Here is a 15,337-nt window from a genome sequence, read left to right on the forward strand (position 1 = left end):
GGCTTTAGGCTCTTGGTGTGCCTGATCTTCCGTGGACCATCGGGGCCGCCGCCGGTGTCGGCTCCCACCCCGGGGACGATCCCGCCGAGGCGCTGCGGGTCGTCCTCGGCGAGCTCCCCGACCTGCCGTACCTTCCCGAGCTGCCGGACCGGGGGCCCGGCGCGGACATGGTCGGACGCGCCGCCGGGCTGCTCGTCGAGCTCGCCGTCGCGCTGCAGCCCTCCGGGTGGAGGTTCGCCGACCGGCCGGGCCGGGACGCCTCCCGTGCCCGGAGCATGCTCGCCCGGGACCTCGACACGCTCGAGGAGCAGGCGGGGGAGTACGAGGGCCCGCTCAAGATCCAGATCGCCGGGCCCTGGACGATGGCCGCCTCGATCGAGCTCAGGCACGGCGACCGCGCGCTCCGCGACGCGGGGGCCGTACGCGACCTGATCGCCTCGCTGGCCGAGGGCGTCGCCGCGCACGTCGCCGACGTACGCCGACGGCTGCCGCGCGCCACGATCCTCCTGCAGCTCGACGAGCCCGGCCTGCCCGGAGTTCTGGCCGGGACGGTGCCGACCGCGAGCGGCTTCTCCCGGCTCCCTGCCGTCGAGGCCCCACTGGCCGAGGACGGCCTGCGGCGCGTGATCGAGGCGACCGACGCCTTCCCGATCGTGCACTGCTGCGCTCCGCGCGCCCCGTACGGTCTGCTGCGGGCGGCCGGAGCGAAGGCGATCTCCGTCGACGCCGCACTGCTGCGCGGCCAGGACGAGGACGCCATCGGCGAGGCCGTCGAGGCGGGCACCGGCTTCCTGCTCGGCGTCGTCCCCGGTACCGACACCCGCCTGCCGGCGCCGAAGCAGTCGCTGACCCGCGTTCAGGAGCTGTGGCGGCGTCTCGGTTTCTCCCCGAAGGTCCTCGCCGAGGGCGTGGTGGTCACGCCCGCCTGCGGCCTGGCCGGCGCCACTCCCGTCTACGTACGCGCGGCGCTGAAGCACTGCCGCGAGGCGGCGCGGGTCCTGGCCGAGACCGCCGAGGACTGATCAGAACCTTCTGGCTCGTCCGAGTCGTCGAAGGTTCGGGATCACATTCACAGCGGGAAGGGTCAGCTGCCATGGCGCGGTCGCGAGCGGAACGGCATGCCCAGGACAGGCCTGCCGGCAGGCGGAAGAAGAGCAGCTCCGCCGCCGGGCGGAAGAAGAGCCGGCCCGCCACCGGCCGGAAGACGAGCCACGCCACCGGGCGGAAGAGCAAGCCCGCCGGCGGGCGAAAGAGCAGGGCCACCAGCGGGCGGAAGAGGAGCGGTTCCCCTACCGGAGGAAGGAAGAGCAGGCGCGGCGCGGCGGGATCTCCGCTCAGCGTGCTGCTCACCGCGCTCGGCGTGCTCGCCGCGCTCGGTGTCCTCGCTCTCGCGGGGTGGCTGCTGACCTTTCCTCTCAACGACGCCCGCTTCACGTCCGGGCTGTCCGGGACGCGGGGGACTTTCACGGCCGCGCGCTGTCACACCACCGGCACGGGCGGCACGCGCGTCTGCACCGGGACGTTCGTGCCGGCGAAGGGCGGATTCGTCGACCGGACCGCTCAGATCCGCAACGCTCGGATCCAGGTCGGCAGGCCTGTCGACCTGCGCCGCAGACCCGATGGCGGCTATGTGCAGCCCGGCCCGATGAGCGCGGGGAAGGATCTCGCGCTCGCCTTCGGGATCGTCAGTCTCGCCGCGTTCCTCCTCGTCGTGCTCTGTGCGGCGCCGAAGCGCGTCTCGGCCGGCGGCTGGAAGCGGATGCGAAAGAATCCCCCGCCCTGGGGGACGCTGCTGACCATCCTCGTCCCGCTGTTCGGAGCCTCCCTGGCCCTGACAGTGCTGTGCGCCTCCGTGGGCTTCCTGCTCTCGCTCGCCTGAACCACCACCCCGAAGCGGTCACTCGGCGGCGGTGCCCACCACTCGGTGTGGGGTGATGCGGATGACGACGCGAATGACCTCTGGCGGGAGTTCGAGGTACTCCTCGCCGGCACCGGGGCCCTCGTACCGCTCGGCGAGTTCGACCGCCAGGCGCCGGCCGACGTCCTCGGTGATCGTGGCGGTGCCGCGTGCCTCGACGTACAGCAGCGGGTCGTTCCGGTCGATGACGGTCAGGCTGGCGCGGGGGTCGCGACGCAGGTTGGTCTCCTTGCGTCGCCCGGCGGCTGTGGAGATGAGCAGGTCATCGCCGTCCCGGCCGACCCAGACCACCGAGGTCTGCGGGCCGCCGTCGGGGTTGATGGTCCCCAGGATCGCCGGATTCGGGTCGTCGATGAGTTTGCGCACCGTCTCGTTCAGCATGGTCACGGAGCCAACCGTAAGGTGTCCGCGTGGTCAGCGATCGATCTGCCGATGCCACCGGATCTCGCCGTCCTGCTGTTCGTCGGTGGGGGTGAGTCCCGCGGCGGTGGCGACGGCGGCGGACGCCCGGTGTTCAGGATGGATGTGGGCGACGACGCCGTCCACGGGGCGTTCTCCGAGCCAGGCGACGAGTCCTTGGGCCGCTTCGGTGGCGATGCCCCGTCCTTGCCAGGGGGTCCCCACCACCCAGGCGATCTCGGCGACGAGCCCGTCGCCGGTAGGGCCGATCGTCGCCTGGACCGTTCCCGTCAGGCACCCTTCCTTGCGGAGGCGGATCACCCAGTTGAGCCAGCGGACGGCGGGGTCGGGAGACCCGGCGACCATGCGCCGATAGCGCGAGCGAAGGGCCTCCAGGGTGTCCGGGGTGCCGCCGATGAAGGCGTGCAGGGCCGGATCGGACAACACCTCGGCCATCTCATCGGCGTGTTCGACGAGCAGCGGCAGGAGGTCCAGCCGCCGGGTCGCGATGGCCTCGGCGCCGATGGCGTTCACGCGGCCACGTCGGGGGCGGCGGTCGCCGAGTCCGCCGGATTCGGGTCGTCGATGGGCGTGCGCGCCGTCTCGTTCAGCGTGGTCATGGAGCCAACGGTAGGGGGCGCAGGCGCAACCGGATCCGTAACGGCCGCGTCCAAGAAGTCGATTCTGTGGTGGCTCGTCCAGGCATCGATGCTGGGGGCATTCGTGACGGGACTCGAACCGGTGGCCGCGGCCGCCGCCAAGGCGGTGGCGCAGCGGGCGGGGCGCGAGTGGCTGGCGACACGGGCGGCGCGATCCGACCGCGACAAGGACCTGACCGAGCTGATCAGGGTGTCGCTGCCTGACCGGTTCGTCCGGCGCAAGCTGGAACGCCAGCTCGCGGACATCGCCGACTCCGTCGAGAAACGTCTCTCGGCGCTCATCGAGCAGGAGTACGGCGGGCTCGAGGAGAACGATCGCGCGGCCGTGCTGCTCGACGTGAAAGCGGCCATCGAGCGGGTGGACCTCTCCGACGATGTGATCTTCAGCGAAGACGCCGACCCGGTGAAGCTGGCCCGGCGCGTACGCGGACTGGTTCCCGCACCGGCCGGGCAGCACGGCGAGCCGGCCTCCCGGCTGTACGACGTGATGCTCGACGAATGCTGCGACTGCCTGGTGCGGATCCTGCTGGGCCTGCCGGAGTTCGCGCCCCGCGCACTGGCGGAGACGCTGTCCCGGACCTCCGGTCTGGGGGAGCAGATCTCCCTGGTCCTGGAGAGGCTGCCGGCCCGTACGATCGACGCACCCGCGGGCACCCAGAACGACGCCGAGTTCGAGCGACGCTATCTGGAGCACGTCGCCCGGAGCATGGACGCGATCGAGCTGTTCGGCCTGCGGGTGGACAACTACCGTCCGCGCGCCACGCTCAGCGTGGCCTACATCAGTCTCACCGTGACGGCCGAGGACCGCCGCGGCGCCGACCTCGAACCGTTGAAGGTGGCGGCGCTGACCGGCGACCAGGGCCGCGAGCCGTCCACGGTGCGGGTCGAGACGATGCTCGCGCACTCGTCCCGTACGCTTCTGCGCGGCCAGGCAGGCTCGGGAAAGAGCACCCTGCTGGGCTGGATCACGGTGATGGCGGCACGCGGAGCCTTCACCGGTGACCTCTCCGACTGGAACGGGCGGGTGCCCTTCCTGATCAAGCTCCGCAGCTGTGCCGAGAGCGGCCTTCCACGGCCGGAGGACTTCGTCAGCGGTCCCCTCCAGGGGCTGATGCCGCCGGGATGGGTGCACCGGGTGCTCGACACGGGCCGCGGGATCATCCTGGTCGACGGCGTCGACGAGGTCCCCCAGGGCAGGCGTGACGAGGTTCGGCGCTGGCTGCGCGAGTTGCTCGACGTCTATCCGAGCGCACGGGCCGTCGTCACCTCCCGACCGGCGGCGGCCGACACACGCTGGCTGTCCGCCGAGGGCTTCCGGCCGGTGATGCTGGAGCCGATGACGCCGGACGACCTGCGAGAGCTCGTACGGCAGTGGCACGCGGCGGTACGCCACGCGGGAAGCCTCCCGTGCGCCCCCGAGGAACTGCCGGGATACGAGGGGACCCTGCTGGCCCGGCTGGAGAGCGGCCCGCACCTGAGAGCACTGGCGACGACACCTCTGCTCGCCGCCATGCTGTGCGCCCTCAACCTCGACCGGGTCACGCACCTGCCGCGCGATCGCATGGGCCTGTACCGGGCCGTCCTGGACATGCTGCTCGAACGTCGCGACGTCGAGCGAGGCGTCCGGAGCCACCCCGGCATCGAACTCGAACGCGACCAGAAGGAACGGCTGCTCCAAGAACTCGCCTGGCGGCTCACCGTCCTCGGCCGCGCCGAGATGTCGAAGGCGACCGCGCTGAAGCGCATCGCCGCCAGGGCGGCGGCGATGCCACGCGTCAACGCGACGGCGGAGGCGCTCCTCGACTACCTGCTGCACCGCAGCGGCGTCATCCGCGAACCGGTGCCGGGCCGGATCGACTTCGTGCACCGTACGGTCCAGGAGTACCTGGCCGCCCGGCAGGCCGCCGACGACGCCGACGTCGAGACGCTGGTGGACAAGGCGCACCTCGACCAGTGGCGGGACACCGTCGTGATGGCCGCCGGGCACGCCAACGCGCCCCTTCGCGAACAACTCCTCACCGGGCTGCTCGACCGCGCCGACGCGGAGCCGAGGAACGCGCACCGGCTGCGCATGCTGGTGGCGGCGTGCCTGGAGACGGTGCCGGACCTGCCCGGCGGTTCCCGTGACCGCGTCGAACGCTGCGTCTCGGCGTTGATCCCGCCGAGGAACGCCGCCGACGCCCGCCGCCTCGCCGCGGCGGGCGAGGAGATCCTGCGCCGCCTGCCCGAGTCGCCGGCAGGCCTTTCGGAGAAGCAGGCGGCCGCCACCGTGCAGGCCGCCTGGTTGATCAACGGTCCGCAAGCGATGGACCTGCTGGCCCGCTACGCGACCGATCCGAGAACCGAGGTCCAGAATGAGCTGATCACCGCCTGGGACTACTTCGAGCCGCACGCGTACGCCGAACGGGTCCTCGCCGACGCTCCGCTCCGTGATGGTCGGCTTTACGTCTGGAATCCGGATCTGCTTTCGGCTGTCCACGCGCTCCACCGCCTCACCGAGCTCCAAGTCCATCTGCCCGGAGACGAACTGGAACGCCTGGTGGGAGTCCCGGCGCTGAAATGGCTGGTCGCGAACCATATCCGCCCAGAGACCTTGCCCCTACTCACGGGCCATCCGGACCTGGAAGAGCTGACGCTGCAAATCGACGGTGTGCTTCGGGATCTCTCGGCCTTCCACACGCTGCCGAATCTGAGGGAACTCAGCCTCTACGCTGATCGGTTCGCCGCCGATCTCGGGTTCATGCGCCGGATTCCACAGTTGAGGTCACTGACATTGACGGGCATGGAGGATATCGGCGACCTGTCCCCTCTGGCTGAGTGCGGACGACTACGCCAACTTGACCTGTACGGCTGCCGAAGAGTCACCGGAATCGACGCGCTGCGTCCTCTTAGTGGGCTCCGTGGTCTCGCGCTGCGCGGCGCGCCGTTCGATCGTGAAGCGATCATCGCCTTGGTGGACGCCTTCCCGGACCTTGAGACGATCGAGGTCGATGGCGGTGAGTGGTGCGCGGACCTGAACATCCTGGGTGCCTTGCGGCTCACCGCATTGCACCTCTGGGAGGCCGAGACATTGACGTCTCTCGAGCCGATCGCGCGCTTCCCCGCGCTGACCGCACTCACGCTCACGCATGCCTCGGTCACCGACCTGGAGCCGCTCGCCAGGCTTTCCAGGCTCTGGAGCCTCGACTTGAGAGGCTGCCGGAGGGTGGCCGACCTGGAGCCCCTGCGCGACCATCCCATGCTTCGAGTTCTGTACCTCTGTGACGTCACCGAGGGACTGGACCTGTCTCCCCTCAGGGGGATCCGCGGTCTCACGGTCCGCCTCTCGGTCGGCCAACCGGTGCGGGGACTCGACCGGCTGCATCGCACCGCCCGGGTCGACTGGCGTGCCTGAGCCAAGCGGCGGGGAACCGGGCGCGCGGTCAGACGGTGACCCGCGACCGCCGCGCCGGGTCCATACTGCGGCCGGGGTGCTCGTCGCCGTCGGAGTGATCGTCCTTGCTGGCCGGCTGGTGCTCTTCCCGATCGACGGCTTTCGGTACGAGGCGGGGCTCGCCGGGACGCCCGGGAGGTTCACCGCCGCGCAGTGCCACACGTACGGGTCCGGGCGCGGCAGCAGGCGGGTGTGCACGGGGACGTTCGCGCCGGCGAACGGAGGGCCTGCCGACCCCGCCGCCCGGATCACCAACGCACGGGTCCACGTCGGCAGGCCCACGACGCTGCGCCGCAAGCCGGACGGCGGATACGCCCAGCCCGGCGCGGCCAACGCCGCGCTCGACCTGGCCGGTGTCTCCGGGATCGTGAGCCTCGCCGCGCTGGCGCTGCTGGTGCTGTGCGTCATGCCGAGGCGGGTCCGGATCGAGGCCGACGTGCCGCTCCGCTCGAACCCGCGACCGTGGGGGACGCTGATACCCGTACTGCTCGGGGTGTTCGCCGGTTTCCTCGCCCTGGCGGCGTTGTGCGGGGTCGCCGCCGTCCTGCTCGCGCTCGGCCAGGCGTTCTTCGGTTAGCGCGGGCCGCCGGGGCCCGGTGCCTCCGTCCGATTCGCCACGCCATGCATGATCAAGGATCATGTGACGCCCATGCACCAAGATCTTCATTGCTGAGGTACTGATGGCCGACGACGCCGACGTCGCGGGGCGGTCCGAGGAGCAGGCGGCCGAGGACACGCCTCCGGAACAGCAGATCATGGTGGGCGGCCTGGTCGGCGTCGTCGGGCTGGCGTACCGGACCGCGGCACGGCACCTGGTTCTTCTGCTGGTTCCGTCCGCCGTCGTGCTCGTACCCGTCGGCCTCGTCACCAGCGGCCTGCTCATCGCCGTCGTCGGCCGGAACGGTCTCATCGCGAACGACGGTCTCGCTCCGCTGTCGACGCCGTACGGGCTCATCGTCGCGGCGATCGCCGCGGTGGTGCTGGGGATCGCCGGTTACCTCCTGGCGCTGGCGGCGACGGTCGTCATGTCGGCCGGGCTCTTGCTGGGGCGGCCGGTCGGCGCCGCGAAGGCACTGGCGGCGGCGGTACGACGCCCGGTGACGCTGTCGGCGCTCGGCGGGGTCGCGATCGTGGGCACCGTGCTGACCTTCGCGTTCGGCCTCGGCGTGGCGATCGTGACGAAGCAGCTCTGGTTCGGGGCCGGAACGTTCGTGTTCCTGCTGGTGTCCGGGCTGTGGCAGGCGCTCGCACTGCCCATCTCCACGCTGGAGGGACGGGGCGCACGGTGGTCGATCGGCCGGGCCCATTCCGTGTCGCAGGGGCGAAGGACGCGGACCGTCCTCGCGGTTCTGCTGGGCGTGGTGCTGGGGCCGATCCTCCTCCTCGCGGGCCTGCGCTGGGCGTTGTCTCCGCTGGACGGCTTCGCCCACGTCGTGATCGGTGACATCGTTCTCGGCTTCGTCGGTCTGCTCGTCGTGCCGTTCCAGGCCGGAACGGTCGCCGTCGCGGCGCTGAACCAGGAGTACCCCGTCACGCCGGCCCCTCCGTCGCCCGCCGCTCCCCAGGACAGGCCCGGCATCCCGCTGGATCTCGCTCGGATCCGCGAACGGCTGTCCTCCGCTGCTGCCTCCGGTCGTCTTCGCCCGCGTCGGGCGGCACTCCTCCTGCCGCTCCTGGCGCTGCCCGGCCTGCTGTACGGCGGGTACGTATGGTTCAACCCCCTCGGTCTGTCCGTCGACCACGTGTTGCAGCCGAGCTTCAACCGCACGCCGGTGACGCTGCATCTGCTGGGCGGTGAGCGGCCGATGGAGATCACCGGAGGGGGCCTGACCACACGGGTGTGCGGTGATCGTCTCTGCCGCCGTAACCGCCTCTACGACTACCGGGATGGCGGGTCCGGTTGGAGCGGAGAGACCGGTTCCGTGTCCCTGCCGGACGGCACGGTGGCCACCGCCGCCTGGCGTACCGCGTCGTCTACGAGGGTGCTGCGGCTGTTCCCGTGCGGCCCGGACGGATGCGGTGGCAACGGGCCGATCGACACGGCCCCGATCGTCGAGCGGAACGGTCACGACGGCGCGAGCGCGGCGATGACCACCACCGGCGACGGCATCGTGATCGCCGCGATGCACGACGGCAACAGCGGTGGCGGGCCGGAGGTGCGGCTCATCCACTGCGCCGACATCCGCTGCCAGAAACCCCGGGCGGTCACCGTGGACCGCCTCGGCTGGCGGACTTACAGCCGCCAGAGCAGTCCGCTCGCCGTCGCCGTTCGGCGGGACGGCCGACCGGTGGTGGCCGTGGCAGATGGGGAATCCAGCACCGTCACCGTGATCAGCTGTGACGGGCCGGAGTGCCGTCACCCCCGGCTGACCCGGCCGGTGCCCCCACCGGCGCATTCGCCGGGTGTGAGCGACATCTTCGACGACCGTCTCCTGGACGGGGTCAAGCTCGTCATACCCCGGGATGATCGGCCCGTGCTGGCCTACACCGACCCGGGGACCGGAGCGGCGCGGCTGGTGCGGTGCCGTACCCCCGACTGCGCGACCGCCGATGGCACGGCGCTCACCGGCCCCGGGCTGTGGCACACCCGGCCCGCCGTCGAGCTGGACGGCGACAGGCCGCTCGTGGCGACCTACGACCTCCGGCGCAAGGCGGCCGTGCTCATCGACTGCCAGGACCTCGGGTGCACCCATCGCCGCAGCGTGGTGCTGGGCACGCTCAAGAACGGGCCCGGCTATCTCGATCTGGCGGTCGGCGGGGACCGGCGCCCCCGTGTGCTCTGGGGCGACCAGTCCCCCGGCCTGTTCAGTCATGGGGGGCCCTTGCACCTCACGACCTGTGGACGTCCCCGGTGCGGTGGATAGTCCTCTGGCGACCCTTATCGGCGATCCGAGGTGACGGGTCACGCTTCGCCGAACCGCCCGAGACGGGGCGAGCCCGAGCCGTCGTCACCGGGCGAGCCGCAGGTCAGAAGTGTCGGCACCACGCGAGACACTATGGGCAGTGGCACTCGCACGGCAGGGAGAGACTCGTGGCGACAGGTGTACCCGACGCGGTCCAGCAGCGTCATTCGGAGCTGGCTCAGGAGCTCGACGAGGCCAACTACCGCTACTACGTCCTCGACTCCCCGACGATCAGCGACGCGGATTACGACCGGCTGATGCTGGAGATCCGGGCGCTGGAGGAGGAGCACCCGGAGCTGGTCACGCCGGACTCGCCGACGCAGAAGGTCGGCGCGCCGATCACGACCGACTTCGCGACGGTCGAGCACATCGAGCGGATGCAGAGTCTCGACAACGCGTTCAGCACCGACGACCTGTCGGCGTGGCTGACGCGCGCGGAGAAGGAGGTCGGCTCGGTCGCCAACTTCCTGTGCGAGCTGAAGATCGACGGGTTGGCGGTCAACCTGACGTACGAGAACGGCCGGCTCGTACGGGGCGCGACGCGCGGTGACGGGCGTACGGGGGAGGACGTCACCAACAACATCCGCACGATCGACGCCGTGCCGCACCAGCTGCGGGGGGACGACGTGCCGGAGCTGCTGGAGGTGCGCGGCGAGGTCTACCTCCCGGTCGAGGCGTTCGAGAAGCTCAACGAGAGGCTGGTCGAGACGGGCGAGCGGGAGCCGTTCGCCAACCCGCGTAACGCCGCCGCGGGGTCGCTGCGCCAGAAGGACCCGCGGGTGACCGCGCACCGTCCGCTCAGCATGATCGTGCACGGCTTCGGCACCTGGCGGGGAGGCCGGCGCCCGGAGAGCCAGTCGGACGCGTACGAGACCATGCGGTCGTTCGGGCTGCCGGTCAGCGACCGCTACCGGGTCGTCGAGAGCCTGGCGGACGTCCACGCCTACATCGAGCACTACGGCGAGCACCGGCACGAGCCGGCGTACGAGATCGACGGGGTCGTGGTCAAGGTCGATCAGTTCGCGTTGCAGCGGCGGCTCGGTTCGACGAGCCGGTGGCCGCGGTGGGCGATCGCCTACAAGTACGCGCCGGAGGAGGTCAACACCAAGCTGCTCGACATCAGGGTGGGGGTCGGCCGCACCGGTCGCGTCACGCCGTACGGCGTGATGGAGCCGATCCAGGTGGCGGGCTCCACGGTCGCGTACGCCACGCTGCACAACGCCGACGAGGTCAAGCGCAAGGGCGTGCTGATCGGCGACACGGTCGTGCTGCGCAAGGCGGGCGACGTGATCCCGGAGATCGTCGGGCCGGTGTCCGGCCTGCGCGACGGCACCGAGCGGGAGTTCGTGATGCCGAGCCACTGCCCGGAGTGCGGCACCGAGCTGCGGGCGCAGAAAGAGGGCGACGTCGACATCCGCTGCCCCAACGCGAAGAAGTGCCCGGCGCAGCTGCGGGAGCGGCTCTACTTCGTGGCCGGCCGCAACGCCCTGGACATCGAGGCGCTCGGGTACGTCGCGGCGACCGCGCTGACCCAGCCGCTGGAGCCGGACGATCCGCCGGTCAAGAACGAGGGCGACCTGTTCCACCTGACCGTCGAGCAGCTGCTGCCGATCAAGTCGGTGGTCCGCGAGCAGCGCACCGGCCTGCCGAAGATCGACCCCAAGACGGGGGAGGAGAAGGTCGTCACCTTCTTCGCGAACAAGGCCGGGGATCCGAAGAAGACGGTCGAGAAGCTCTTCGAGGAGCTGGAGAAGGCCAAGAAGCAGCCGCTGTGGCGGGTGCTGGTGGCGCTGTCGATCCGGCACGTCGGGCCGACGGCCGCGCAGGCGCTCGCGCGGGAGTTCCGGTCGCTTGACCGCATCGCGTCCGCGTCGGAGGAGGAGCTGACGGCGGTCGAGGACGTCGGCCCGACGATCGCCGCGTCCGTCAACGAGTGGTTCACCGTCGACTGGCACCAGGAGATCATCGAGAAGTGGCGCGCGGCCGGCGTGCGGATGGAGGACGAGGGCGCGGAGGACGGGCCCCGGCCGCTCGAGGGCGTCACCGTCGTCATCACCGGGTCCCTCGACGGCTTCAGCCGTGACTCCGCGACCGAGGCCGTGCAGAACCTCGGCGGCAAGGTGTCCAGCTCGGTGTCGAAGAAGACCGGGTTCGTGGTCCACGGCGAGAGCCCGGGGTCGAAGTACGACAAGGCGGTCAAGCTCGGTGTTCCGCTGCTGGACGAGGCGGGGTTCCGGGTGCTCCTGGAGAAGGGGCCGGATGCGGCCACTGAGGTCGCGGTGGTCGGAGAGGAGTGATCTCCCGGGAGTAGTGGTCAGGCTGACCTGCGAGGCGATACTGTACGGTATCGATTGATTACCGAGGGGTGGTTCTTCGCTCGAGTGCAGGCGTAACGCAACGTGCGCAATCGGTTCCGCGAAGTTGCTCGGACGTCGTAGTCTCCCCTCAGTACTACATGTGTCCGTCCAAACACCATCGCCTCCCCCCAAAGCGCAAGGTTTGGGTGTAACCCCCCGAGGACGTGATGAAGGACCCGAACAACACGCGGGACACGGTCCCCCGGCGTGGCTCCCCGCTGTGGAGCTACGTCGTCTGTGTCACGGTGGTCGGCGTCGCGGCCCTTGCCACCTCGCTCGCCTTCCTCAGCGTCGGTGACCTCAAGATCCTGGTCGGCGGCCCCCTCTTCTGGATCCTGGCCTTCCTGATCGTGTGCGGCGAGCTCAAGCCGATCATCACGCCGGGCTCCACCGAGACCACCGGCGCGACGGTCTCCACCGCCTTCACCTTCGCCACCGTGATCTACGCCGGCCTGCCCACGGCGCTGCTGCTGCAGGCCATCGCGACGGTGGCGACCGGGATGCTGCGCCGGCGCGCCCTGTACCGCACCGCCTTCAACGTCGGGCAGTACACCCTGAGCTTCGTCGCGTCGGGCCTGGTGCTGCTGATGTTCGGCATCACGGCGTCGCCCACGCGGCCCTGGACGCCCCACGCCCTCGACCTGCCGATCACGCTGCTCGCGGGCGTGGCGTACTTCGTCGTCAACCTGGCCCTGGTCAACGCCGCGATCGGGCTGCACGAGCGCACCTCCGTCCTGAAGGCCATGCGCTGGAACCTCGGCCTGCAGCTCCTCGTGCACAGCGCGCTGCTGGGGCTCGCGCCGCTGGTGGTCCTGGCGATGAGCTGGTCGGCGGCGTTCGTGCCACTGTTCGTCCTGCCGTTCATCGCGGTGTACATCAACGCCTCGGTCTCGGTGAGCCGCGAGCACCAGGCCCTGCACGACGGCCTGACCGGCCTGCCGAACCGCAAGCTTCTGATCATGCGCACGGAGGAAGCGCTTGCTCAGGCCCGCCACCACGCCGAGCGCGCCCTCACGGCGCGCGGCCGCGACGGCGAGCCGCCGCGCCGCGTTGGCCTCTTCCTGCTGGACCTGGACCGGTTCAAGGAGGTCAACGACACGCTCGGCCACCCCACGGGCGACCGCCTGCTGCAACTCGTCGCGCACCGGCTCACCCACAGCGTGCGGCCCGGCGACCTGGTCGCACGGCTCGGCGGCGACGAGTTCGCGGTCCTGCTGCCGACCGTGCGCGACGCGCGCGGCGCCCGCGAGGTCGCGGCCCGGCTCCGCGCGGCGCTGAACGAACCGGTGCGCCTCGACGGGATGTCGTTCGATCTGGAGGCGAGCGTCGGTATCGCCCTCCACCCCGACCACGCGCCCGACTTCGAGCTGCTGCTGCAGCGCGCCGACGTCGCGATGTACGTGGCGAAGGAAAATCGCACCGGGGTAGAGATCTATTCACCCGACCGCGATCGGAACTCCCCGGAGCGCCTCGGCCGGCAGGGACAGCTGCGGCGCGCCATCGACCGCCGCGAGCTCGAGCTGTTCTTCCAGCCGAAACTCTTCCTCGGGAACGGCCACCCCGTCGGCATGGAGGCGCTGCTGCGCTGGCGGCACCCGCAGAAGGGCCTGCTCACGCCGGAGCAGTTCCTGCCGATCGCCGAGCAGACCTACCTCATGCGCGGCATCACCGACTTCGTCGTCGACGCCGCGCTCACCCAGGTCGCGCGCTGGTGGAAGGCCGGGCTCCGCGTCCAGGTCGCCATCAACGCCTCCAGCCGCGACCTGCTCGACTCGGCGCTCACCGAGATGATCGCGTCGGGGCTGCTCCGGCACGAGGTGCCGCCGCAGGCCCTCCAGCTGGAGATCACCGAGCGGATCCTGATGAACGAGCCCGCCTACGCCGCCGACACCGTCCAGGCACTGGCCGGCCTCGGCATCCCGCTCAGCCTCGACGACTTCGGCACCGGCTACTCCTCCCTCGTACGGCTGAAGAGCCTGCCGGTCGAGGAGATCAAGATCGACGCCTCCTTCGTGAGCAGGCTCCGCGAGGCGGGCGACGACGCGGTGATCGTCCGGTCGATCATCGATCTGGCCCGCACGCTCGGCCTGCGCTCGGTCGCCGAGGGCGTCGAGAACGCCGAGACCGAGCACCTCCTGCGCAACCTCGGCTGCGACGCCGCCCAGGGGTACCACTTCCAGCCGCCGATGACCGCCGGCGAGGCGACCGCGTGGCTGCGCGAGCACGTCTCCGAACTCCAGGCCCCGGAGGGCGCCGCCCTCTGACGGGGCGCATCCCGGCCGGTGCATTTCAGGGTCAGGGGCGTCAACGAAGCCGCCCTCTGACGACCCGCCCGGGCCGGTACGACCGCAATGCGTGGGCTGCCACAGCGCTCCTGCCTGCGTTGACCCATGCCGCGGCACCGTGGTAGATCATTCGGTGTGCCGCGTGAAGGCGCCAGGTGGACGGCGTCGGCATGGAGGCACCGTGATCAAGGAGACCGCCGTGCGTCCACATCTTCCGTCCCACTGAGCGACGCCCGGGGCCCTCGCCGGTCCCGTAGCCCGGGCCCCTCTCCGGTCCCGCACCGCGGTCACAAGCCAGATCCTTCATCGCCGCTCGGCCGACTGCACGGTCGGTTCGAGGGCGTGTTCCGTGTGCTCTCCTTGATCGAAGGTCGATTCCGTGACGTCTGTCCAGTCCATCCCGCCCTCACCGGAGCCGTACGTACACCCGATCAACCAGCCGATCGTGGCGGAGTTCCGCGCGAACCACGGGGTCGTCGGCGGCCCCTTCTCCGGCGGGGACCTGCTCCTGCTGACCACGGTCGGAGCGCGGTCGGGGCGCCCGGTGACCAGCCCGCTGGCCTACTTCCGTGACCGGAACCGGTTGCTGGTCGTGGGCTCGGCCGGCGGATCACCCCGTCACCCCGCCTGGTACCACAATCTGCGCGCGCACCCGGCGGCCCGCGTGGAGATCGCGGACCGGACACTCACCGTCCACGCCCACATCACCGCGGGGGCCGAACGCGACGCGCTGTTCGCGATGATCATCGCTCGGGCCCCCGGATACGCCGACTACCAGTCCCGCGTCGAACGGCCGATACCCGTCGTCGCGCTCGTACCGGCCGAAGCCGGGGACCCGCGATGACCGGCCGGGAGCAGGCTCCGGCGGGCGGCCCGGCCGACCGGGCACGGGCTCTCGGCGGGCAGCTCATCGAGATCCACCAGTGGCTGCGCGCCGAACTGGCGCGGATCCGCGAGGAGATCGGCGCCTACGCCGAGGGTGACATGCCACGGTCGCCCAGGATGCTCCGGGCGCACTGCACGGCCTTCTGCGCGGCGCTGACCCGGCATCACACCAGCGAGGACGCCACGGCGTTCCCGGCCCTGGCCGCGCAGTTCCCCGAACTGGTTCCGGTGCTGGACGACCTTCGGCGGGATCACCTGCTGGTCGCGGACATCCTCCGCAGGCTGCAACGGCTCCTCACCACCCTGACAGCGGACAACGTCGAGAACGTGCGGCGGGAGCTCGACGGCCTGACCGCCATCCTCGAATCCCACTTCCAGTGGGAGGAGAGACGACTGGTGAACGCCGTTGACGCGCTCCAGGTGCCGGAGGGCGGCGACGAGCTGTTCGGCCTGCCCGTGCCGACGGAGCCGACGTCCTGGGAGCGTCCAGGGTGACCT

At 70.9% G+C, this 15,337-nt stretch carries 11 protein-coding genes; 9 read left to right on the forward strand and 2 right to left on the reverse strand.

Annotated features, from left to right (window positions below):
* Nucleotides 1-17: 17 nt before the first annotated feature.
* Both ABEA24_RS50155 and ABEA24_RS50160 read left to right on the forward strand, forming a co-directional pair.
* The gene (locus ABEA24_RS50155; protein ID WP_345443086.1) at nucleotides 18-1,022 is read left to right on the forward strand and encodes a methionine synthase; all 1,005 of its coding nucleotides are present in this window, start codon (nucleotides 18-20) and stop codon (nucleotides 1,020-1,022) included.
* A gap of 317 nt (nucleotides 1,023-1,339) precedes the next feature.
* The gene (locus ABEA24_RS50160; RefSeq protein WP_345443088.1) at nucleotides 1,340-1,879 is read left to right on the forward strand and encodes a hypothetical protein; all 540 of its coding nucleotides are present in this window, start codon (nucleotides 1,340-1,342) and stop codon (nucleotides 1,877-1,879) included.
* Nucleotides 1,880-1,897: 18 nt separating this feature from the next.
* Here ABEA24_RS50160 and ABEA24_RS50165 read toward each other — a convergent pair whose 3' ends face one another.
* Together ABEA24_RS50165 and ABEA24_RS50170 are read right to left on the reverse strand one after the other, a co-directional pair.
* Nucleotides 1,898-2,299: a PPOX class F420-dependent oxidoreductase gene (locus ABEA24_RS50165; RefSeq protein ID WP_345443248.1), complete on the reverse strand. Its 402-nt coding sequence runs from the start codon at nucleotides 2,297-2,299 to the stop codon at nucleotides 1,898-1,900.
* A 33-nt stretch (nucleotides 2,300-2,332) separates the two neighbouring features.
* On the reverse strand, nucleotides 2,333-2,851 hold the full coding sequence (locus tag ABEA24_RS50170) for a GNAT family N-acetyltransferase (protein WP_345443090.1): 519 nt from the start codon (nucleotides 2,849-2,851) through the stop codon (nucleotides 2,333-2,335).
* 189 nt (nucleotides 2,852-3,040) lie between these two features.
* On the opposite strand from ABEA24_RS50170, the gene ABEA24_RS50175 reads away from it, so the two are divergent.
* The 7 genes from ABEA24_RS50175 (at nucleotide 3,041) to ABEA24_RS50205 (ending at nucleotide 15,334) form a co-directional block, all read left to right on the forward strand.
* On the forward strand, nucleotides 3,041-6,370 hold the full coding sequence (locus tag ABEA24_RS50175; protein WP_345443092.1) for an NACHT domain-containing protein: 3,330 nt from the start codon (nucleotides 3,041-3,043) through the stop codon (nucleotides 6,368-6,370).
* Nucleotides 6,371-6,446: 76 nt separating this feature from the next.
* On the forward strand, nucleotides 6,447-6,986 hold the full coding sequence (locus ABEA24_RS50180) for a hypothetical protein (RefSeq protein WP_345443094.1): 540 nt from the start codon (nucleotides 6,447-6,449) through the stop codon (nucleotides 6,984-6,986).
* A 103-nt stretch (nucleotides 6,987-7,089) separates the two neighbouring features.
* Nucleotides 7,090-9,273 (forward strand): hypothetical protein, encoded by a 2,184-nt coding sequence (locus ABEA24_RS50185; RefSeq protein WP_345443097.1) that lies wholly within the window; start codon nucleotides 7,090-7,092, stop codon nucleotides 9,271-9,273.
* A 167-nt stretch (nucleotides 9,274-9,440) separates the two neighbouring features.
* Complete coding sequence (gene ligA / locus ABEA24_RS50190) at nucleotides 9,441-11,609, forward strand: NAD-dependent DNA ligase LigA (protein WP_345443100.1); 2,169 nt, start codon at nucleotides 9,441-9,443, stop codon at nucleotides 11,607-11,609.
* Between the two features lie 227 nt (nucleotides 11,610-11,836).
* Entirely contained in the window at nucleotides 11,837-13,933 is a 2,097-nt protein-coding gene (locus ABEA24_RS50195) for a putative bifunctional diguanylate cyclase/phosphodiesterase (protein WP_345443103.1), read from the forward strand.
* Between the two features lie 400 nt (nucleotides 13,934-14,333).
* On the forward strand, nucleotides 14,334-14,798 hold the full coding sequence (locus ABEA24_RS50200) for a nitroreductase family deazaflavin-dependent oxidoreductase (protein ID WP_345443105.1): 465 nt from the start codon (nucleotides 14,334-14,336) through the stop codon (nucleotides 14,796-14,798).
* Nucleotides 14,795-15,334, forward strand: a complete 540-nt coding sequence (locus ABEA24_RS50205; protein WP_345443107.1) for a hemerythrin domain-containing protein — start codon at nucleotides 14,795-14,797, stop codon at nucleotides 15,332-15,334. The genes ABEA24_RS50200 and ABEA24_RS50205 overlap by 4 nt, the downstream gene beginning before the upstream one ends.
* The last annotated feature ends 3 nt before the right edge of the window (nucleotides 15,335-15,337 follow it).

This window comes from Actinoallomurus vinaceus (genome assembly GCF_039542055.1).
GTDB classification, from domain to species: domain Bacteria; phylum Actinomycetota; class Actinomycetes; order Streptosporangiales; family Streptosporangiaceae; genus Actinoallomurus; species Actinoallomurus vinaceus.

What these genes read in the sequence shown, in the direction of transcription:
- ABEA24_RS50165 (WP_345443248.1), bottom strand. Translation starts at nt 2,299, where the DNA reads ATGCTGAACGAGACGGTGCGCAAACTCATCGACGACCCGAATCCGGCG.
- ABEA24_RS50185 (WP_345443097.1), top strand. Translation starts at nt 7,090, where the DNA reads ATGGCCGACGACGCCGACGTCGCGGGGCGGTCCGAGGAGCAGGCGGCC.
- ABEA24_RS50195 (WP_345443103.1), top strand. Translation starts at nt 11,837, where the DNA reads ATGAAGGACCCGAACAACACGCGGGACACGGTCCCCCGGCGTGGCTCC.
- ABEA24_RS50205 (WP_345443107.1), top strand. Translation starts at nt 14,795, where the DNA reads ATGACCGGCCGGGAGCAGGCTCCGGCGGGCGGCCCGGCCGACCGGGCA.